Annotated in this window: 19 protein-coding genes; 6 read left to right on the forward strand and 13 right to left on the reverse strand. The window is 60.2% G+C overall.

Going from position 1 to position 18726, the window contains the following annotated elements; genetic code table 11:
- Positions 1-43: 43 nt before the first annotated feature.
- The 4 genes from BM004_RS27550 to BM004_RS27565 all read right to left on the reverse strand — a co-directional run bounded on the left by BM004_RS27550 (position 44) and on the right by BM004_RS27565 (position 3513).
- Positions 44-1261 (reverse strand): NAD(P)/FAD-dependent oxidoreductase, encoded by a 1218-nt coding sequence (locus BM004_RS27550; RefSeq protein ID WP_093218275.1) that lies wholly within the window; start codon positions 1259-1261, stop codon positions 44-46.
- 182 nt (positions 1262-1443) lie between these two features.
- Positions 1444-1767: a non-heme iron oxygenase ferredoxin subunit gene (locus BM004_RS27555; protein WP_021005390.1), complete on the reverse strand. Its 324-nt coding sequence runs from the start codon at positions 1765-1767 to the stop codon at positions 1444-1446.
- An 8-nt stretch (positions 1768-1775) separates the two neighbouring features.
- Positions 1776-2246, reverse strand: coding sequence for an aromatic-ring-hydroxylating dioxygenase subunit beta (locus BM004_RS27560; protein WP_021005391.1), 471 nt, complete (start codon positions 2244-2246; stop codon positions 1776-1778).
- 1 nt (position 2247) lies between these two features.
- The gene (locus BM004_RS27565; protein WP_093218277.1) at positions 2248-3513 is read right to left on the reverse strand and encodes an aromatic ring-hydroxylating dioxygenase subunit alpha; all 1266 of its coding nucleotides are present in this window, start codon (positions 3511-3513) and stop codon (positions 2248-2250) included.
- Positions 3514-3641: 128 nt separating this feature from the next.
- On the opposite strand from BM004_RS27565, the gene BM004_RS27570 reads away from it, so the two are divergent.
- From BM004_RS27570 to BM004_RS27595, 6 genes are all read left to right on the forward strand, one after another.
- Complete coding sequence (locus BM004_RS27570; protein ID WP_093056015.1) at positions 3642-4556, forward strand: LysR family transcriptional regulator; 915 nt, start codon at positions 3642-3644, stop codon at positions 4554-4556.
- Between the two features lie 221 nt (positions 4557-4777).
- Entirely contained in the window at positions 4778-5326 is a 549-nt protein-coding gene (locus BM004_RS27575; protein ID WP_021005394.1) for a flavin reductase family protein, read from the forward strand.
- 63 nt (positions 5327-5389) lie between these two features.
- Positions 5390-6490, forward strand: coding sequence for an LLM class flavin-dependent oxidoreductase (locus tag BM004_RS27580; RefSeq protein ID WP_021005395.1), 1101 nt, complete (start codon positions 5390-5392; stop codon positions 6488-6490).
- A 93-nt stretch (positions 6491-6583) separates the two neighbouring features.
- Complete coding sequence (locus BM004_RS27585; protein ID WP_143072538.1) at positions 6584-8473, forward strand: sigma-54-dependent Fis family transcriptional regulator; 1890 nt, start codon at positions 6584-6586, stop codon at positions 8471-8473.
- Positions 8474-9116: 643 nt separating this feature from the next.
- On the forward strand, positions 9117-9554 hold the full coding sequence (locus tag BM004_RS27590) for a helix-turn-helix domain-containing protein (protein ID WP_093218434.1): 438 nt from the start codon (positions 9117-9119) through the stop codon (positions 9552-9554).
- Positions 9555-9899 (forward strand): hypothetical protein, encoded by a 345-nt coding sequence (locus BM004_RS27595; protein ID WP_093218279.1) that lies wholly within the window; start codon positions 9555-9557, stop codon positions 9897-9899. It begins immediately after the preceding gene.
- Positions 9900-9989: 90 nt separating this feature from the next.
- Here the strand turns inward: BM004_RS27595 and BM004_RS27600 are convergent, their stop codons facing one another.
- The 9 genes from BM004_RS27600 to BM004_RS27640 form a co-directional block, all read right to left on the reverse strand.
- Positions 9990-11018 carry an IS630 family transposase gene (locus tag BM004_RS27600; RefSeq protein ID WP_371270833.1) on the reverse strand — a complete coding sequence of 343 codons (1029 nt, stop codon included), beginning with the start codon at positions 11016-11018 and terminating at the stop codon, positions 9990-9992.
- A gap of 346 nt (positions 11019-11364) precedes the next feature.
- A complete protein-coding gene (locus tag BM004_RS27605; RefSeq protein WP_093218282.1) occupies positions 11365-11781 on the reverse strand; it encodes an organic hydroperoxide resistance protein in 417 nt (138 codons plus the stop codon).
- A gap of 195 nt (positions 11782-11976) precedes the next feature.
- The gene (locus BM004_RS27610; RefSeq protein ID WP_093218283.1) at positions 11977-12627 is read right to left on the reverse strand and encodes a 3-hydroxyacyl-CoA dehydrogenase family protein; all 651 of its coding nucleotides are present in this window, start codon (positions 12625-12627) and stop codon (positions 11977-11979) included.
- Positions 12628-12631: 4 nt separating this feature from the next.
- Entirely contained in the window at positions 12632-13507 is an 876-nt protein-coding gene (locus BM004_RS27615; RefSeq protein WP_093218285.1) for a 3-hydroxyacyl-CoA dehydrogenase family protein, read from the reverse strand.
- Positions 13508-13517: 10 nt separating this feature from the next.
- Positions 13518-14684 (reverse strand): acyl-CoA dehydrogenase family protein, encoded by a 1167-nt coding sequence (locus BM004_RS27620; protein ID WP_093218286.1) that lies wholly within the window; start codon positions 14682-14684, stop codon positions 13518-13520.
- 14 nt (positions 14685-14698) lie between these two features.
- On the reverse strand, positions 14699-15442 hold the full coding sequence (locus BM004_RS27625) for an SDR family NAD(P)-dependent oxidoreductase (RefSeq protein ID WP_093218288.1): 744 nt from the start codon (positions 15440-15442) through the stop codon (positions 14699-14701).
- Positions 15443-15464: 22 nt separating this feature from the next.
- Positions 15465-16229 (reverse strand): enoyl-CoA hydratase/isomerase family protein, encoded by a 765-nt coding sequence (locus BM004_RS27630; RefSeq protein ID WP_093218290.1) that lies wholly within the window; start codon positions 16227-16229, stop codon positions 15465-15467.
- The gene (locus BM004_RS27635; protein ID WP_093218292.1) at positions 16226-17908 is read right to left on the reverse strand and encodes a class I adenylate-forming enzyme family protein; all 1683 of its coding nucleotides are present in this window, start codon (positions 17906-17908) and stop codon (positions 16226-16228) included. Before BM004_RS27635 ends, BM004_RS27630 begins: the two co-directional genes overlap by 4 nt.
- A 23-nt stretch (positions 17909-17931) precedes the next feature.
- The gene (locus BM004_RS27640) at positions 17932-18711 is read right to left on the reverse strand and encodes an enoyl-CoA hydratase-related protein (protein ID WP_093218294.1); all 780 of its coding nucleotides are present in this window, start codon (positions 18709-18711) and stop codon (positions 17932-17934) included.
- Positions 18712-18726: the final 15 nt, after the last annotated feature.

Raw genomic sequence — 18726 nt, forward strand, 5'->3', positions numbered from 1 at the left:
TAGGTCTGTAGAAGGTGAAAATCCGTCCGGTCGTTTTCGACCTTCAGAGCTTGGAAAGAGGGACCTGGAGGTTGGCGAGTTGTTGGGGATCGACGCTTGTGCGGCGCTCGATCAGGCGTCGCGCAAAGCGCAGGTCGCGTGCCGCGTTCGGCCCGAGCGCAGCGGCAACTCTGTCTGCCTCAAGAAAGAACATGACAAAGCTGTTGGAGCCCACGTCGCCGCGTACGACCACCTGGTGCCTGGGCGTCGGAACGCCGAATATCTGCAGATTGACGTCGTATTGGTCGGACCAGAACCACGGCAGCGGCTGATGGTTCACCGCGGCTCCCAGCGCGGCGCGCGCGGCCGCGATCCCTTGCTCCTGGGCGTTCTGCCAGGACTCCAGTCGCATGCGCCGGGCAGCCCAGTCGCAGTGCCAGACCGCGACGTCGCCAGCGGCAAGGATGTCCGGATCCGAGGTCCGGCACTGGGAATCGACCAGGACGCCGCCTTCACATGCCAGACCCGCTTCGCGTGCGAGTTCATCGTTCGCGATCAATCCAACGCCGAAGAGAACCACGTCGCAAGCCAGCTCCCGTCCGTCGCTGAGGGTTGCCGTCAGGTCTTCGCCCGGCCCTTGGGCCAACTGCTCGATCCCCGCACCCAACTCGACCTGAACGCCATGCGCGGTGTGAAGCCGCAGCAGATAACTGGAAATCTCCGCAGGCACTGTGCGCTCGCACAGCCGGTCCATGGCTTCGACGACGATGACGTCCAGGCCCTTCTTTCGGGCGGTTGCCGCGACTTCCAGTCCGATCCATCCTCCGCCCACCACAAGCAGCCGCTTTCCGGCGACGAGCGCCGCTCCGAGCGCCGCCGCATCGCCGATGCTGCGCAGGGTGAAGATGCCAGGCAGATCGGAACCCGGGATGCCCAAACGGCGCGCCCGTCCTCCGGTGCAGAGGATCAAGCTGTCGTAGTGAATCGGCTCGCCGTGGCTCAGATGCAGTCGTTTCGCGGTCCTGTCGATGCGCGTTGCGCTGACATCGGGGCGCCAGTCGAGGTTCAGCGCATCGAACGCTTCCGATTTCTGCAGGTAGGTCGTGTCCGGATGCGCATCGCCTGCGAGCACCGCCTTTGACAGGGGCGGCCTTTCGTAGGGGCGGTGAGGTTCGTCGCCGATCAGCACCACCCGGCCATCGAAGCCGTCGCTGCGCAGCGTCTGCGCAGCCCATCCTCCGGCCTGACCACCGCCCACGATCACGATCGTTCGATCACTCATGGGGCCTCCGGGCCGCTGGGGAACGGTGTGTCTGCGCTCGGTGCGCGAGCATCGCCATGTGACGCATTGATGTCTCCATTCTTCTTGGCGCGAGGGGAAGCGGACGTTCGTGTTCCGCTTGTCGAACTGCCGTCTTGCAGCGGCGCTTCACGCCGCCGCAAGGGCATTGCCATGCAGCTGAATCAGCCCAGTGAAAGAAACACCCGACCGCCTTCGATCTTCACCGGATAGGAGCGGATCGCTTCCGTCACAGGGGCGCACGTCGGTGCGCCGTTGCGCACGTCGAACTTGCCTTGGTGCAGAGGGCACTCGATCTCGTGTCCCTCCAGAAAGCCCTCGCACAGGCGGGCGTGTCCGTGGGTGCAGATGTTGTCGGTCGCATAGATCTGACCGTCTACGCTGTACAAGGCGATGTCGCGTCCGCCGACGAGCATGCCCACGACATCGTCTGCCGGTACTTCATCGACCGGAGTCGCGTCGGTCCATTGGAAATCAGGATCGCTCATGGGTTGCCTCACAACGGGTAGATGACGGAGTTCGGGATCATTTCGCTGTCATAGATGACCTGCCGCGAAGCGAATTTCAGTCCCTGTTCGGTCCGTACGACGACGTCGATGTAGCGCCCGACGCTGAAGACCGTCGAAAGCTCGGAGAGCTTGGTGCGAAACACCGCGTAGTTGGCCTCCGACTCGAAGCGATTGGCTTCGGCCTTCAGCACAACCGGTGTTCCGACAATGTGGCGCTGGTAGTAGGGGTCGTGAAACAGGGTTTCGCGAATCCCGTAGACACGGTCCTTGAGCATCCCCTTGCTCTCGAACGAGAGCGTCGCCAGCGGAAAGCCGCGGTCGTAGTTCTCTCGTGGCTGAAGCCTGTAGATGCAGTCTTCCGTGAAGAATTCGGGCCAGAGTTCCCATTGGCTGGAGCTGACGGCCTGGGCGTAGCTAGCGTAGAGCTGGGACAGTTCGAAGTAGTCTTTGAAGTCCATGTTAAGCCTCCATCACCTTGCGCCAGTACTCGTACATGCCCCGGATCAGGGTCTCGGTGACCATGTGATCCGTGTCGCCGACCTCGCGTCCGCCAAGCTCGGCGAGCGTGCGATGAAAAGGCTTCTGCTCAAAACCCTTTTGCGACAACTCGATCACTTCACCGTCGTCCGCGGACACGAATCCGGCGGGTCCGAAGAGATTGGCCTGACGCAGCCGGCGCTGCGTCATTTCTTCGGTATCGTCCTCGAATCCGAAGTGGGTCCAAACAAAATCGAAGGCACCGGGGCCGCTCGGTTGGATGTGGCGCGTAGAGACGCTGTTGACCTGCTGTTGAAAGATCACGCTCGGGAACAGCGTCATCATCACAGCCGTCGGTCCGCCCCACCAAGGCTCCGGCACGATGTCGAGGAAGCGGGGGTCGTTGAGCTGCATGCTTTCCTTGAAGCTCGACACCTGGGTGACCTGGTCGGCCTTGCCGCTCGCACCGCGCGTTGAGATCATGGCGGCATGCCGATGGTGCCGATCCATCTTGAGCTCCGACTTGTTGTCTGCACGCCAGAGACCGAAGGTGACGAACCAGGTGTGCAGCAGGCCCGGGTGGTATGGGTCCTTGATGTTCTCCTGCATCAGCTTCCAGTTGCCCGGAATGCGCTGGCGGTTGTAGCCGAGGATCTTCAGCTTTCGGCCGTTGAACAGCCGATCGAAATAACCCAGGATCTCCGGCCCCATGAAGTCTTCGAGCGATTCGACGTCGGGGTCGAAGGATGCAAAGACGACACCCCCGCGGGTCGCGACCTTGAGTTTGTTCAGGCCATGGTCGGCGGGCTTGAAGTCCACTGGCATCCCACCGTTGACCTTGCCGTCCTGCTTGACGCCCCGGCGAAACGGCACGCCTTGCAAGTCGCCGGTGAGTGCGTAGTTCCACTGGTGATAAGGGCAGGTGAACCCCTCCGCCTTGCGGTTTCCATGGCGCTCGCGGCAGAACTGCATGCCTCGGTGAGCGCACACGTTCTCGACGACGCTGATGGAGTCCTCGGCGTCGCGCACCATGATCACGGAGCGTTCGCCGACGACTGTTCGCTTGAAGTCCCCGATCTCTGGAATCTCGGCTTCGAGGCCGACGTAGCACCAGTGGTTTCGATAGAAGAGGCGTTCCAACTCTTGCCGATGCTGATCAGCCTCGGTGTAGGCCATGAAGGGGATTCGGCTGGTGCCCTGGTTTTCCCAGTGGATCTTCTGGGGGAAGACGGCTGATGTGTCATCCATGTTTTGTGTCTCCTGTGCTGCCGCAGGGGGACAGCGTCTTGTGGGTGCAGCAATGATGTCCATTCCAGTGCCATCGCTCAATAGAATATGGGGAATAGTTCAGATTGATTTTGCGAATGTGAGGCGCCATGGAGCTCAAAGACATCGACCTCAACCTTCTGGTCGTTTTCCATCAGTTGCTAGTCGATCGACGCGTCTCGAAGGTGGCCAGCAGCCTCGGCCTTTCCCAGCCGGGCGTGAGTAACGCGCTGGCTCGCCTGCGCAAGCTCACCGATGACCAGTTGTTCCTTCGAACGCCAAACGGCATGGAGCCGACGCCGTATGCGCAGCAGCTTGCAGGACCCACCGCGAGCGCATTGCAAGTCATCCACGCGGCCATCAACCAGAAGGCGTCATTCGACCCGTCGACTTCGAAGCGCGCCTTCACGGTGGGTATGACGGACATTGGCGAGATCTACTTCCTGCCCAAGCTGATGAAGGAGGTGGCACGTGTTGCGCCGAATGTGTCAATCAGCACTGTTCGGAACACGGCCGTGAATCTGCAGGATGAGATGGAAGCGGGTCATGTGAACCTTGCGATCGGTCTGTTGCCGCAGCTCAAGGCGGGCTACTTTCAGCGCCGGCTGTTCAAGCAGCAGTACGTCTGCATGTTCAGGCGAGGTCATCCCCTCGACAAGAAGACGGTTTCATTGAGTGAGTTTTCCTCGGCCGACCACGTCGTCGTGATCTCCGCGGGAACGGGGCACGGCAACGCCGACGAAATCCTTGGACGGAAGAAGGTGGTGCGAAAGGTGGTCCTCACCGTTCCGCACTATGTGGCGGTGGGCCACATCCTTCACGACTCCGACTTGGTGGCAACCGTTCCTGAGCGGCTCGCCCAGGCTTTGGCGGGGCCCTTTGGCCTGTCCTACATCCGGCACCCGGCCAAGCTGCCGGAGATTGCGATCAACCTGTTCTGGCATGGTCGCTTTCACAAGGACCCGGCCATCACGTGGCTGCGCTCGCTGATCGTCGGGCTGCATGGGGAAGGCGCGCCCGACTAGGGCTTTGAAGGTCGGCGCCTAGCGCCGTCTGAGCTTCTTCAAAAGCCAACAGGAAAGCACTGGCTCGGCTTTCCGATGCGACACCGATGTGTCGCAAAGTGTCGCGGCCGGGACGGCGCATCGCGACTAAGTCCTTGATTTGATTGAGATCCGCTTCGGGCATGCGATCTGCAGAGATCGTTGGGAGCGCATCACCAAACCAACTCAGGAGACTTCCCGCCATGTCCTCGCTCCCCGATTCCTCTGCCGCACTCGATGTCGCAACCGCATTTCGAGACGCCATGCGTCGCGTTGCGTCCTCGGTCACCCTGATCACCACACGCGATGCGAATGGCGAGCCTCACGGGATGGCCGCTTCCGCCGTCATTCCGGTGTCCATGGACCCGCCGGCCATCCTGGTGGCGGTGAATCGCACGTCAGGGCTGCATCCTGCGCTCAGCGCACAGGGGCGGTTCTGCGTGAACCTGCTGGCGGGGGCTCATCACCCCTTGCTGGGCGCGTTCTCGCAGAGTTCGCGCAGAGGCGAGCGCTTCGTTACCGGCGATTGGCAAGACAGCTCCGACTCGCTCCCTTGCCTGACCTCGGCACTTGCCGCGGTCTCCTGCGAAGTCGACCAGCGCGTCGAGTACGCGACCCACACTTTGTTCATCGGTCGCGTCACGGCCGTGCAACTGGCAGAGGGCCAATCGGACCCGCTCGTCTGGTTCGACGGAGCGGGCGTGGCCGTTTCGAGCCGCTGCAAGGCCGCTGCGGAACAAGCCGTGGCCTGAGTCTTTCCATGTTCCCCGCGCGGCATCCGCTGCGCTTTTCAACCCTGCAAAAAAGGAGACTTCATGAAACTCGGATTGTTCGGCATGCCTCTGCATCCACCCGCCCGGCCCAAGTCGGAAAGCTTCACGGAAACTACCGAGAAGATCGTGTACGCCGATGAAATCGGCTTCGACGAGGTGTGGATCGGTGAGCATATTTCCTGCACGACGGAGCCGATCTCGTCACCCCTCATCTTCCTTGCGTCACTGATCCACCAGACCAAGCGCATCCGCTTCGGAACGGGCGTCATCGCCTTGCCGAACCACCATCCGGCCGTGGTGGCCGCAGAGATTGCACAGTTCGATCACATGAGCAAAGGACGCCTGATGTTCGGCATCGGCCCCGGTGGCCTGGCCAGCGACATGGAGTTGTTCGAAGTGCTCGATGGTGCGTATCGCACCGAGCGCATGATGGAATCGATCGACACGATCCTCAAGCTCTGGTCGCAGGACCCGCCCTACGATATCCAGGGAAAGCACTGGAAGATCTCTCTGAAGGACATGGTCATCCCCGAGCTGGGCGTGGGCTTCATGCCCAAGCCGTACCAGCTCCCGCACCCCGAGATCTCGATGACCGCGATGTCGCCGTTCTCCGACAGCGTGAAGACGGCTGCAGCGCGCGGGTTCGGCGCGATGAGCGCCAACTTCTGTCCGGAGTATGTGATTGCCAGTCACTGGAAAAAGTATGTCGAGGGGTGCGAGTCCGCGGGCCGCGAACCCACCGGGAATGACTGGCGGGTCGCCCGAAACATCGTCATTGCTGCCAGTGATGCTGAAGCCCGTGAGCGGGTGATGGATCCGGCCGGCAGCAACTACTACTACTTCGACTATTTGTGGCGTGTTCTCAAGTCCGTGAACTACACGGCTGTCATGAAGGACGACCCCAAGCAGCCCGACGACGCCGTGACCGTTGAGCAACTCATCGAGAGCATGGTGATCTACGGATCTCCCGGCACCGTGGCGGACAAGCTGGTGGCGTTCCGCGAACGCACGGGGCCATTCCATGGACTGATGATGGCATCGATGGACGGATCCGGCGTCAACCGCGAATGGGAATGGGAGACCATGCGCAGGCTTGCACAGGACGTGATGCCGAAGGTGCGCAAGGCGTCTGCGCGGGGCTGACACGCAGTTCCGCCAGCGTGACACCAGGGGGCAAAGGATGCAGAATCCTTCGACAAGGGCCGGCTCCAGGCCCCCTGCAGGAGACAACGCGCTGTGGACAAAGCATCCCATTCGAACGTGCTGCGCGCTGCCGCAGTGCTGGCCCCTATCCAGGACGAAGTGATGGAACGTTGGAGCGTTGCCGCGTCGAGAGAACGCTGTGTTTCGCTCCATGGCCTCAACCCGGAAAGGGTGGGTCGCCCTGGTGTTCTCACAGCGGTCGAAATCCAGGACCATCGCGAGCCCATCGCCGATCTTCTGTCGCTGTCGCAGGGCGAAGTTCAACGCCTGTTCGAGCTCCTGGCGGAACAGGACTATGTCGTGATGCTGACCGATCCCCAGGGCGTCGCTCTGGGTTTCCGCTCGACCGAACTGGTTCTGGACGCCTGTAGCAATGCGGGCGTCTTGCCCGGTTCGATCTGGTCGGAGGAGATGCAAGGCACGAACGGAATCGCACTGTGCATCCGCGAGCAGAGGGCGCTCTCCGTTGTGATGCAGGATCACTTTGCTTCGAGCCTGGCGAGTGTGAGCTGTACGGTGGCGCCCGTTTTCGGCGCCGGCGGCCAGTTCGCCGCGGCGTTGAATGTCACGACGCTCCGGGCATCCGACCGCGCGACCCAGGCTGTGGTTCGCCAGGTGGTCATTGCGTCGGCGCGACGCATCGAGAACCTCTATTTCGATCGTCGCAATGTGGGACAGACGATTCTTCGCGTATCCAGGCATGGCGACTTCTGCGATGCGGCTGTCGAGTCGCGCGTCGCCCTCGATTCATCGGGCAGAGTGCTCGACGCCACGCCGTTGGCGCAGCGCATTCTCCTTCCCGCAGGAGCGCCGTTGATCGGCCGCCCTTTGTCCGATGTCTGCGGAATGGACCAGTGGCAAAAGGCCTTCGATGGCAGGGATCTCGTGCTCCAGCTTGCAAGCGGCCAGCACTTCTTTCGCGTGGAGCAGCCGAGACGGCAGCTTCAGGCCGTGTCGGCGCCGGAGAAGCTCGATCGCACCTTCGACATCAGCCAGCCTGCGGTGGAGGAGATCATTGGAGACGACCCGGCAGTCGGCGAAGCGGTGTCGATGGCGCGCAGGCTCATGGCCCACCAAGTACCGGTGTTCGTGCACGGAGAGACCGGAACAGGAAAGAGCGCCTTGGCGCGCGCATTGCATGTCGATGCAGGCGGCAGGCCCGACAAGTTCGTTGGTATCAACTGTGCCGCGATCAGCGCGGAGTTGATTGAAAGCGAACTGTTTGGCTACCGTCCCGGTGCCTTCACCGGCGCATCCCGACACGGCTCGCGAGGCCGGTTGCTGGAGGCGAACGGCGGCACCTTGTTCCTCGATGAAATCGGCGACATGCCATTCGGATTGCAGACCCGGTTGCTGCAGGTCCTGTCAGATGGTGAGTTCACGCCTGTGGGAGCGACGCGGCCGGTGCAGGTGCGCTTTGCCCTCATCGCGGCCAGCCTGCACGACGTGGCGCAGCTGGTGCGGGAAGGGCGTTTTCGCGAAGATCTCTATTTCAGACTGGCTGGGGCTACCGTGCGCTTGCCGGCGCTGCGGCAGCGCGACGATCTCGAGCAACTGATAGAGCGAGCCGTGATTGGCGCCGCGCAACGCGTCGGACGGCGGGCTCCCGTGCTGACGGCTGCCGCCGCGAAGGCGCTGCTCGCGCACGATTGGCCCGGAAATTTACGTGAACTCCACCATGCCATGCGATTCGCCGTTGCGATGGACTCGGACGGGAAGATCGATCTGGCCGATCTTCCTCCCCCTTTGGGGCAAAGAGGAGTGTCGCGAAACACTCGTCCGTCTGGCAGGCGTGCTGCGATCGAAGCGGTTCTGGAGCGCTGTGGATGGAATGTGTCTGAAGCTGCAATCTCGATGGGCGTGTCGCGCGCAACCCTCCATCGCCACATCCGAGAGTTGGGAATTTCTCGTCCCACCGACTGATACGCCTAGATGTCGAAAAAGCGTGACCGTCGCCGGCTCGGTTTGCAGGAGAAGGCAATTTCGATGGCTGCCTCTGGCAACTCAGCGACCGTTGGATCGGTCTGAGCGTTTGAGGATGCTTTCCCGTTCGGTGGGATTCAAGCTTCCCGACGAGACCACTCCACCAGCACGCACTGACAGCGTTCGGGCTGCCACGCCTAGTCGTTCGGTCACTTCTGGAATTGACTTTCGCTGAATCTGGTCGATCCGCTCGGCATAGGGCACTGTGAGGGCCGCAATGGCACACTCCAGAGTATCGAGAATGGGATAACTGATTGCGTAGAGACTGCGGACTGCTCGCGTGGACGAGCCAGTAAATGAAGGCGGCATATCGAGCAATTGAGCTCCTTGGTCTGGCAGGCTGTGTTGGGGACAGCGGTTGCACGAAACAAGACGACAAGTATCGTTTCACAGAACTCCTGCACGGACTTCACTCTGACTTCACTTGGGTCACGCACACTGACTCTCGACAGTGGTTCGGCGCTGGTAGAGGCCAGGGAGAAAAAAGCCGCTCAGGGAACCGCCTCGATGCCGACCGCTGTCGCTTTTCATGCGCAGGCTCGCAGAAAGCATCAGCGCTGCAATGGGACGGCACAATGCGTCCATGCCAAACATCGCCTCGATCCTCAAAGCCGAGATCTCCCGCGTTGCTCGCAAAGAAGTGCGCGCCGAGATCGAAACGCTCAAGAAGGCATCCGTCACGCATCGCGCGTCGATTGCCGAGCTACGTCGCCAAGTGAATGCGCTCGAGAAGGAACTGCGCCGTGTTGCGAAGGGAGCGACGCGCCCCGCCACGGTGCCCGATTCGGACCATGAAGCAGCAACGGGGACGAAGCGCCGATTCAGCGCAACCAGGTTGGCGGCACATCGCGCAAAGCTTGGACTTTCCGCAGCGAGTTATGGGCAGTTGGTTGGCGTGTCCGGGCAGACGATCTACCACTGGGAACAGGGCAAGGCACGTCCGCGGGCGGCGCAACTCGAAAGTCTTGCGGCAGTGCGAGACCTCGGTGCACGCGAAGTTGCGGAGCGCCTAAGCTGTTGATTGCTGCTGAAAATTGACCCAGGCAGAGCCAGACTGATCGAGGTCAATCGCGAGATCGTCGATGCGGCAGTTGGACTCGCAGCTCTGCTGAATGAGCGCACTGACTTGAAGAATGGCTCGGGGTTTTCCTGCGATACCCTTTATCACCCGGTGGATGCATTGCACGCCGCTGCGCATGGCAACTACAGCTACAGGAATTGGGTGCAGGCGAAGCTGCAGGCCATCAGGGGGCAGTTCGACCTCAAGTACTGGCCTTCTCTAGGCGAGGTCATTCAGGCCATTGCGGATGACGCTTTGCGCGCCGAGCCTGTGCCGCATGATTCAGTGACTGGAGCCTGGTTCTAAAAAGGCCCTCGAACCCACGCCAATACTCACTTTTCCCATCTCATCTGTTCTTTGGGTACACCGCTGGGTACACCGGACTGATTGAATGGGCTAGTGTGCTGTCCCGTTAATTCGCCCGCATAGGCGGGAGAGTTTTTCGAGGATGGAATCTGCGGTAGCCGTCCACGCGAACGGTTTGCAGGCCTCGTTGTAGTGACTGACGAACGTGTCGATCTTGTTCGTCAGTTCCTTGACGCTTTTGAACGATCCGCGGCGTATCGCCTTGTCGGTGATGATCCCAAAGAAGCGCTCCACCTGATTGAGCCAGCTCGAGTAGGTTGGGACGAAGTGCATGTGCCAACGTGGCCGCTGCGCCAGCCAGGCGCGCACCTTCGGGTGCTTGTGGCTGGCGTAGTTGTCCACGATGCAGTGCACGTCCAGTGCCGGCGGCACCGCCTTGTCGATCTCACGCAGGAACGCCAAGAACTCCTGGTGCCGATGGCGAGGCTTGCAACTGGCCAGCACGGAGCCATTGAGCACATTCAACGCCGCGAACAGTGTCGTCGTGCCATGTCGCACATAGTCGTGTGTGACACCTTCAACGTAGCCGAATCCCATCGGCAGCATCGGCTGAGTTCTCTCCAGCGCCTGGCATTGGCTCTTCTCGTCGACGCACAGCACCAAGGCGTTCTCGGGCGGGTTGAGGTATAGACCCACCACGTCGCGCAGCTTTTCGATGAACAGCGGATCTGTTGAGAGCTTGAAGCTCTCAACGCGATGCGGCTTGAGCTGGAACGCCTGGAGGTAGCGGGCCACCGTCGTCTTGCTGATCCCGGTCTCGGCCGCCAGACCACGAGTGCTCCAGTGCGTCGAGCCATCCGCAGGCTTGGTATGCAGCGTCGTGTTGATCAGCCCGGCAACGCGATCGTCATCGACCGTGCGCGGGCGGCCAGGCCGAAGTTCGTCATACAGCCCCGTGATTCGCTCGCGCGCATATCGCAGTCGCCACCTCGTCACCGTGCCACGGTTGATCCCTAGCGCCTGTGCCACGTCTGTGCTGGCCTTTCCGGGCCCCTCACACGCCAGCACGATGCGCGCTCTCAGCGCCAGCGCCGCCGGCAGCGAGCGTGATCGAGCCATCGATGTCAGCTCGGCGCGCTCATCGTCGGTCAGCGCAATTTCGGTCCGCGTATGGGCATTGGGCATGAGGGCATCTCCAAGGATGCCTCAACCCATGCAGTTCTTGTGCCTGCGAATTAACGGGACAGCACACTAGTGGAAACGAACCACCAAGCTTGCAGTGATTATCCCACAGCCTCCCAAAATCAGCTGCTGCGCAGTATGGACGAGAAAAACCAGGAACACATCGCCCCATTGCTTACGATCTGGCGCTTCGGCGCCGTCGAAAACCAAAACCGATACCGCAGCCCAAAACAAAGCCCCGCCGGCAGCACGCCGACGGGGCTTTCTGTTTCTGGAGCGGCGCTCAGGCGAGCGTGATCGTCACGTCGATGTTGCCGCGGGTCGCGTTGGAATAGGGGCAGACCTGGTGCGCGGAGTCCACCAACGCCTGGGCCTGTGCGCGGTCCATGCCGGGCAGGTGCACGGTCAGGCGCGCGGCGACGCCATAGGCCTGGCCCACGGGGCCGAGGTCCACCTCGGCGTCCACCGCCACATCAGCCGGCACCGCCAACTTCAACCTCCCGCCCACGGCCTTGAGGGCGCCAATGAAGCAGGCGGAGTAACCGGCGGCGAACAGCTGTTCGGGGTTTGTGCCGTTGCCGGGTGCGCCGGGCGGGGTGTGGGTTACAGCCAGGCGGCCGTCGTCGGAGCGCGAGGCGCCGTCGCGGCCCCCTGTGGTGTGGGTGCGGGCGGTGTAGAGGACTTTGTCAAGGGAAGCCATGATGGTGGGGGTCTTTGGGTGGGGATTTGTGGAGGAAACGGGTGGTTGAAAGAACCGGGGGGCGGGCTCAGGCCGTGAGCCGCTTGGGCAGCGCTTGCACCTAGCGCGCGAGCGCCAGGCCCTCGGCCAGGTCGAACTGCGAGGCCCGCAGCACGCAGCCCGGGATGTGCTGGGGGGGCGGACCTTGGGGACGAACTATCTCGCGGCACGAGCCTTCGCTACCTGGGCACGTCTTGCTGGAGCGTAGGGTTCCTGACCAAGAGCGGTGTAGAGGGCAAGCGAAACGTCATGGTGTTCGGCCAGGCCGGTCCGTTCCAACAACGAAATGGGGCCCTCAGGGTAGCCAAGGCCAAGGCAAAGTGTTTTGTCAAGATCGTCTGCGCTGGCAAGGCGTTCATCCAAGCGACGCAGCGCCGCGTTGAAATAGGGCCTGATCAAGCGGTTGATGATTCGACCAGGGAAATCCCCACAAACTGCGACCTTGAAGCCAGCGCTCTCAAAAGCGGACTTGGCCGCCTGCAAAGCAGTTTCCTGTGTGCCTGGTTGACGCACGAGTTCAATCAACTGCGTGGGATCTGCCGTCCCGAGCCGGAAGCGTGCGAAACCGACGACATTGGTGCCCTCGAGTCCTCGGGACTCGCCCGTGTACTCCCCCAGGCACTCGTTGCCCAGCTCGATCGCCACGAAAGGGCATGCAACGAGCTCTCCAGCATCGCGCAACGCGGTGCCAGCATCGCTGCCGATAAAAACACGTGAGGCGCCTTGAGAGTCGCTTTGCTCCAGGAACGGATGCGCGACTGGAAAGGAACGGCTCTCGCCGGCGCAGAAAACGCGGTACTTGCTCATGAATTCAGGCTCCGTACATCTTGCTGTCGGCATAGTCGTGGAAACCACGGCCGGATTTTTTTCCTAGACGATTGGCAGCAATCATCCGTTTGACCAGAGGTGGGCAGGCCGCACGGGGCTCGTTGGTGATGCCGTACATCGCCTCACACAAGAGCTTTTGCGTGTCCATGCCAACGAGGTCAAGCAATTCCATGGGCCCCATGGCATATCCCATTGCCGTTTTGATCGCGAGATCGATATCCGCAGGGGTTGCCACACCTTGCTCAACTAGGCGAATCGCGTCGTTGTTGAATGGGATGAGGAAGTAGTTCAGCACGAAACCCGGCGTGTCTTGCGTCTTCACCGGCTTTTGACCGAGTGCTTCGCATACAGCCCACGCAGCTGCAAAGGTTTCATCGGATGTCGCCATGCCTGGCGACATCTCAACCAGTTTCATCAGCTGCGCCGGAAGACAAAAGTGCATGCCAACAAATCGGTCCGGTCTTCCGGAGCCGCCAGCAATCTCGGTGATGCTGATGGTTGACGTGTTGCTTGCGAAGATGGTGTGGGGCGCACACAACTTGTCCAGTTTGCTGAACAAGTCATGCTTGACGGGCAGGCTTTCAAAGACCGCCTCGATGACCAGATCGCAATCAGAAAAATCGGCCAGGTCTGTGGTGCCTTGCCACTGGGCCATGATTTGTGGAAGCTTGTCAGCTTCAAGCTTGCCGCGCTCGACACTTTTCCGTAGAAAGGCTTCGGTCTGCTGACGAGCCCGATCAACGGCATCCTGTTTGAGATCAAAAAGGCGTGTGCGGAAGCCTGCTCGTGCACATACGATTGCGATGCCTGCACCCATGGTGCCGCCGCCCGCAATGCCAATGGTTTTGATGTTTTGCATGGGTTTTCTTTCAACGTTGAAGGAAGCTGCGACCAACAAGCTGGCGGTGAACTTGGTTGGTGCCCTCCCATATCTGAGTAATCTTGGCATCGCGCATGAGACGCTCCATTCGGTAGTCTTTGCAGTAGCCATAGCCACCCAGAAGTTGGACACCTTCTGTCGCCATGCGCATGGCCAGGTCCGTGGCACGATATTTGAGGATGGAGGCGTCAATGCCAAAGTCCTGCTCACCCGCATCAACACGTGCGGCAAGCTGCCACAGCCAGCTTTCAATGAGTACGAGTTCTGACGCGAGATCGGCAAGGAGGAACTGGATGCCTTGAAACTCAAGAATGCGTTTCCCGGACTGCTTGCGCTCGTTGATGTAGTTCACCGCATCCTCGAAGGCCGCTCGTGCTATGCCCAAACCATGGGCTGCAACACTGGGACGCGACTTGTTCAGCGAGGCAAATAGGATTTTTAAGCCGTCGCCCGGTTCGCGCAAAAGGTTCGAGCGTGGAACGCGGCAATTGTCGAAGGCAAGCGACGCTGTGCTGGACGCGCGCGTGCCCATTTTTTCTTCCAGCCGCACCACCGACAAGCCAGGCGTTCCCTTTTCGAGGATGAGGACAGAGATGCTCTCCTTGGCTCCGGCAATACCGTCCCACTTGCCAAAAAGAAGAAATAGGTCAGCGACATCGCCGTTTGTGATGAAGGTCTTGCTTCCATTGATGACGATCTCATCGCCATCCTCCCGGAAAGTGGTCTTCATGCCTGTTGCGTCGGAGCCTGCTCCAGGTTCGGTGATTGCCAAAGCGGCCAAGCCACCTCCTGCGATCCGAGGCAGCAATCGCGATTTCTGTTCCTCGCTGCCCCAATCGATTAGGGGTTTCATCGCATGGTAGTTCGTCGCCCAGACAATCCCCGTGGAGGCGCATGCCTTGCTGATCTCTCTCACACAGGTCAGATAAGCTGTGTAAGACAGTTGTGCTCCGCCGTACGCCTCAGGGATGAACATGGCATTGAGCCCAAGTTCATTGATAGCGCGAACGTTCTCCCAAGGGAACTCACAAGAACGGTCCGCATGCTCGGCACGCGGGGCGATCTGCTTCGCGGCAAGCGATTGAACGCTGTCAAACAGCATGCGCTCATCGCTGGTCAGCGAGATGCTCTTGTCGAGGCGTTCTAAAACGTTCATAACTTGATGTCTCCTCAGTGAGCGATGCCCTGCGCACCGTCGATATAGATTGTTTCGCCGGTCAAGAACCGACCGCCGTCGTTGTAAAGCGTTGTCACCAGGGAGGCCACATCGTCTGCAGTCCCTGGAGTTCCAGAGGGAATACGCTTCTCCAGGTACGCGCGCAGCGGCCCCGTGGTCAACGCTTCTACGTTCAAGTCTGTCTGGATGTAGCCGGGAGCCACGTCGATGACACGAATGCCTTTGCTCGCCCACTCCACCGCCAAGCAGCGCGTGATGGCACCGACCGCAGCTTTGCTCGCGCAATAGGCCAGGTTGCGCTTGACCCCCATCTTGTCAAAGAATGACCCGATATTGATGATGAGCCCGCCACCGGACGCCAGGAGTGCGGGGTAGGCGACCTGACAAGTGGTCAAGACCGAAGTTGCGTTTGTATCGAGAACCTCGCGCCAATGATCCGCGGAGATCTCCGCTGAGGAGCCCTCCAAGTGGACACCAGCGTTGTTCACAAGACCGGTGATGCGAAAGCCTTTACCGATGATGGTCTCAAAGGCTTCGCGCAGACTGGTTGCGTCTGTGACATCAGCCTTAACAGGAATCCAGCGACTGGTGACTTCCTTGGACGCGTCTTCTCGTTTTGGTGCAGACCCAGAACGTGAAAGGCAGGCAACGTAGTAGCCTCCCGTCGCAAGTTGATGGGCGATGGCGGCTCCGATGCCTCGGCTTGCGCCAGTAACTACGATGCAGTTTTGATTCATTTTCTTAGCCCTCGTGCTTAGATTATTCGTCCCGAAACAGGGGTTTTCGCTTATCTACAAAGGCCTGCATGCCCTCTTTGGCGTCAGAAGTTTGGTAGGCAAGCGTCGACAAGTCAGCCTCCATTCGAAGCCCATCGTGCAAAGGCAGGTCTGCTGCACGCAGTACTGCTTCACGGGCTAGCTGAACAGCGCGCAAACCGTTGCCAGTGAACTCTCGGGCATAGGAGAAAGCTGCGTCCAGGCCCGGCGGCTGGACAATTCGATTGACCAAGCCAATGCTCAGCGCCTCTTCGGCTGCAACCGTCCGACCGGTCATCGTGAGTTCCAAGGAGCGACCCATGCCGACCAAGCGCGGTAGGCGTTGAGTACCCCCATAGCCGGGAATCAGGCCAAGTTTGACCTCAGGAAGTCCGAATTTGGCGTTTGGCAGCGCTATACGAAGCGTGCACGCCAAGGCAAGCTCGCAGCCGCCCCCAAATGCATATCCATTGACCAGAGCAACCGACGGGATGGAAAGGCGGTCCAAAAGGGCAAAGACTTCTTGACCCCTCTCTGCTCCAGCACGCTGCGCACCAAGATTTCGGCTCTGCAACTCTTTAATGTCGGCGCCAGCACAAAACGCTTTCTCGCCCGCCCCTGTGACGATGAGCGCACGTGCCTCCGAGCGTCCTGCTTCGGCAATCGCGCTGCCAATGTCATCAATGAGACTGAAGCTCAGTGCATTGAGTGCCTCTGGACGACGCAGAGTAAGTACTGCGAATTCTTCTTGGTAGCTAAGCTCAATCATTGAGGCTTCCCTTGGTAGCGGATGGGTTGAGGTTGGAGCTTGCCGGTGCGGGCCCATGCGACAAGCTCGCGTTTGAGAATCTTTCCACTGGCAGTGAGCGGCATGGAATCCAGGGCCATGTAGTATTCCGGCATATCGAACTTGGACAGGCCAACCTCCGCCAGGTGATTCAGCAACTCGTCACCGCTAGGCGCTTGCCCGTCCGCGATGATCGCAAGGCACACCTTCTCTCCCAAGCGCTCGTCAGCGACAGCAAATGCTGCCGCCTTCTTTACCCTTGGATGCCTGTGGGCCAAGTCCTCAATGCGTGCAGGATGGATGTTGTGGCCCCCGCGGATGATGAGGTCCTTTTTGCGACCGACGATCTGAACGTTTCCGTTCTCATCGAACTTGCCCAAGTCACCACTCATGAACCATCCCGAGGAGTTGAAGGAGGACTCCGTGGCTTGTTGATTGCCAAAGTACCCGAGCATCAGAAGGCCACCACGACCACCAATCTCACCGATCTCGCCTGACGTAGCCTCGACGTCTGGGTTTTCTTGATTCCACAGCTTGATCTCATACCCCGTGCAGGCCTTGCCACACGTACTCGTGATGACGTCCGGAGAGTCCGTTGGCTTTGTGTACTGATGTGAACCGTTCTCGGTCATGCCGTAAACGTTTTGTGGCTTTGCCCCCATCGCCATCAGTTTGCGCGCAGTTTCCGTTGGAATTGGTGAGCCAGCAAGATAGAAGACCCGGACGGATCCGAGTTGCGTCAAGCCCCGTCCCTCTGCAATATGCAGCAGATCCATTGCGTGGGTCGGAACGCCCATCACGTAGGTTGCACCGGTGTCATGGATCCAATCGATAGCCGCCGTTCCCGCTGCAGGGTCATGCACCACCAGCTCACAACCAGCTACCAATGCTTGCTCCAGAGCCACTGTGCCAATGTGATGGCTCATTGGGCTAAGAGACAGCAACACGGTGTCAGAACCATGCCCCCAATCCGCGACCATCGAACGCCCGTTGGCCAAGAGCGTGTTGTCGCTATGCATGACAGCTTTGGGTAGCCCAGTCGTTCCACTGGTGAATGCCAGGTAGACGATCTGGTCCGGATCTGAACTTGGAGTCGAGAAATCCGGTAGCCCCGCTCGCCCGGTGGGGAGCCCGGGGAACTCAGCGGCGCCTGCAGGAAGTGAAGTGACGGCCGCATTCAACGATGGCAGCGCATACACGCGCTTGAGAGAGGGAATGTCTGCCGCCGAGGAGAAGATGCTCGCCGTCGACGAATCAGCTCCCCAGCCTGGTTGAGTGATGAGTGCACGCGCTCCAATTGAGCCTAGAAGGCCGGCGATTTCCGCTACGGTGTAGTTTTGATGCAGCGACGGATTGCAGATGTAGCCATTTCTGGAACAGGCGAGGAAAGCCACAGTCGCTTCAAGGCGGTTTGGGAGCCAGACGGACACCCTGTCGCCACTGCGAAGGCCTGCGGCCTCCAGGTCGTGCGCAAACACATCTACCCAAGAAACGACTTGCGACCAAGTCAGCCGGCGATGGGCATCACGCAAAGCAAAGCTATGCCCGCGCTCAATCGCATGCCGTCTTGCCAGCTGATACATCGTGTCGCGTTGCCAAACATTAGCGCGGTAGTACTCGCGGGCTTGGTTGGGGTGGTGCAGTGTCAGAATTCGAGCCATATAGAGCCTCTACGCGCACGATCTCAGCGACCAAAGTGCTTGGGGTCAGGGCTCCGTCGTTCTGCGAACGCAACAGCAAGCTCAGTGTGTTCTTTCGTCTCGAGATATCCGCGCAGCAGCAGGTCGTGAGCCATGCGAGACAGCCCGCTGACGCCGCCGTGGCGCGCATTGAATGCGGCTTTGACGGAGGCCAGCGCGAAGGACCCGCGGTCCGCGATCTCAAGAGCCATTTTGCGAGTTGCGTCTGCGAACTCAGCATCGGGCACCACTTGATTAATGAGGCCCCACTCCTGTGCTTCACGAGCGCTGAGCTTGGGATTGCGGTACCACATTTCCTTTGCTCGCTTTTTGCCAACCAGGTCCTCAAGGTACCAAGTGCCGTAGCCTGCGTCGAAGCTACCCATCATTGGGCCGACCTGACGGAACACTGCACTCTCTTTCGCGATGGTGATATCACACACCATCTGCAGGACATTCCCGCCGCCGACGGCGAAGCCGTTGACTGCTGCGATCACAGGCTTTTGAATTCGGTCAATGCTTTCGTACATCTCAAGGGTAGGGAGTACTCCCGCATAGAGGAGCGTGTCTTCCATGCCTTCTTTGCGACCGCCGATGCAGAAAAAGCGGTCGCCAGCACCCGTGATCACAAGGACGCGAGTGCGGGTTTCCCGACGGACCTCATTGATGCAGTCACGAATCTCATGGCACATCAGGGGGGTAAACATGTTGCCGTCTTGGGGGCGGTTCAGCGTGAGCGTGCCGATCGGGCCGTCTTCGGTGTAGGTGATTTCTTGAAATGCCATGGAAGTGATCTCCGT

It is taken from the genome of Variovorax sp. OK212, from assembly GCF_900112425.1.
Taxonomy (GTDB): Bacteria; Pseudomonadota; Gammaproteobacteria; order Burkholderiales; family Burkholderiaceae_C; genus Variovorax.

What these genes read in the sequence shown, in the direction of transcription:
- BM004_RS27615 (WP_093218285.1), bottom strand. Translation starts at nt 13,507, where the DNA reads ATGCAAAACATCAAAACCATTGGCATTGCGGGCGGCGGCACCATGGGT.
- BM004_RS27550 (WP_093218275.1), bottom strand. Translation starts at nt 1,261, where the DNA reads ATGAGTGATCGAACGATCGTGATCGTGGGCGGTGGTCAGGCCGGAGGA.
- BM004_RS27620 (WP_093218286.1), bottom strand. Translation starts at nt 14,684, where the DNA reads ATGAACGTTTTAGAACGCCTCGACAAGAGCATCTCGCTGACCAGCGAT.
- BM004_RS27560 (WP_021005391.1), bottom strand. Translation starts at nt 2,246, where the DNA reads ATGGACTTCAAAGACTACTTCGAACTGTCCCAGCTCTACGCTAGCTAC.
- BM004_RS27590 (WP_093218434.1), top strand. Translation starts at nt 9,117, where the DNA reads ATGCCAAACATCGCCTCGATCCTCAAAGCCGAGATCTCCCGCGTTGCT.
- BM004_RS27575 (WP_021005394.1), top strand. Translation starts at nt 4,778, where the DNA reads ATGTCCTCGCTCCCCGATTCCTCTGCCGCACTCGATGTCGCAACCGCA.
- BM004_RS27640 (WP_093218294.1), bottom strand. Translation starts at nt 18,711, where the DNA reads ATGGCATTTCAAGAAATCACCTACACCGAAGACGGCCCGATCGGCACG.
- BM004_RS27610 (WP_093218283.1), bottom strand. Translation starts at nt 12,627, where the DNA reads ATGAGCAAGTACCGCGTTTTCTGCGCCGGCGAGAGCCGTTCCTTTCCA.
- BM004_RS27635 (WP_093218292.1), bottom strand. Translation starts at nt 17,908, where the DNA reads ATGGCTCGAATTCTGACACTGCACCACCCCAACCAAGCCCGCGAGTAC.
- BM004_RS27570 (WP_093056015.1), top strand. Translation starts at nt 3,642, where the DNA reads ATGGAGCTCAAAGACATCGACCTCAACCTTCTGGTCGTTTTCCATCAG.
- BM004_RS27630 (WP_093218290.1), bottom strand. Translation starts at nt 16,229, where the DNA reads ATGATTGAGCTTAGCTACCAAGAAGAATTCGCAGTACTTACTCTGCGT.
- BM004_RS27605 (WP_093218282.1), bottom strand. Translation starts at nt 11,781, where the DNA reads ATGGCTTCCCTTGACAAAGTCCTCTACACCGCCCGCACCCACACCACA.
- BM004_RS27600 (WP_371270833.1), bottom strand. Translation starts at nt 11,018, where the DNA reads ATGGCTCGATCACGCTCGCTGCCGGCGGCGCTGGCGCTGAGAGCGCGC.
- BM004_RS27625 (WP_093218288.1), bottom strand. Translation starts at nt 15,442, where the DNA reads ATGAATCAAAACTGCATCGTAGTTACTGGCGCAAGCCGAGGCATCGGA.
- BM004_RS27555 (WP_021005390.1), bottom strand. Translation starts at nt 1,767, where the DNA reads ATGAGCGATCCTGATTTCCAATGGACCGACGCGACTCCGGTCGATGAA.
- BM004_RS27580 (WP_021005395.1), top strand. Translation starts at nt 5,390, where the DNA reads ATGAAACTCGGATTGTTCGGCATGCCTCTGCATCCACCCGCCCGGCCC.
- BM004_RS27565 (WP_093218277.1), bottom strand. Translation starts at nt 3,513, where the DNA reads ATGGATGACACATCAGCCGTCTTCCCCCAGAAGATCCACTGGGAAAAC.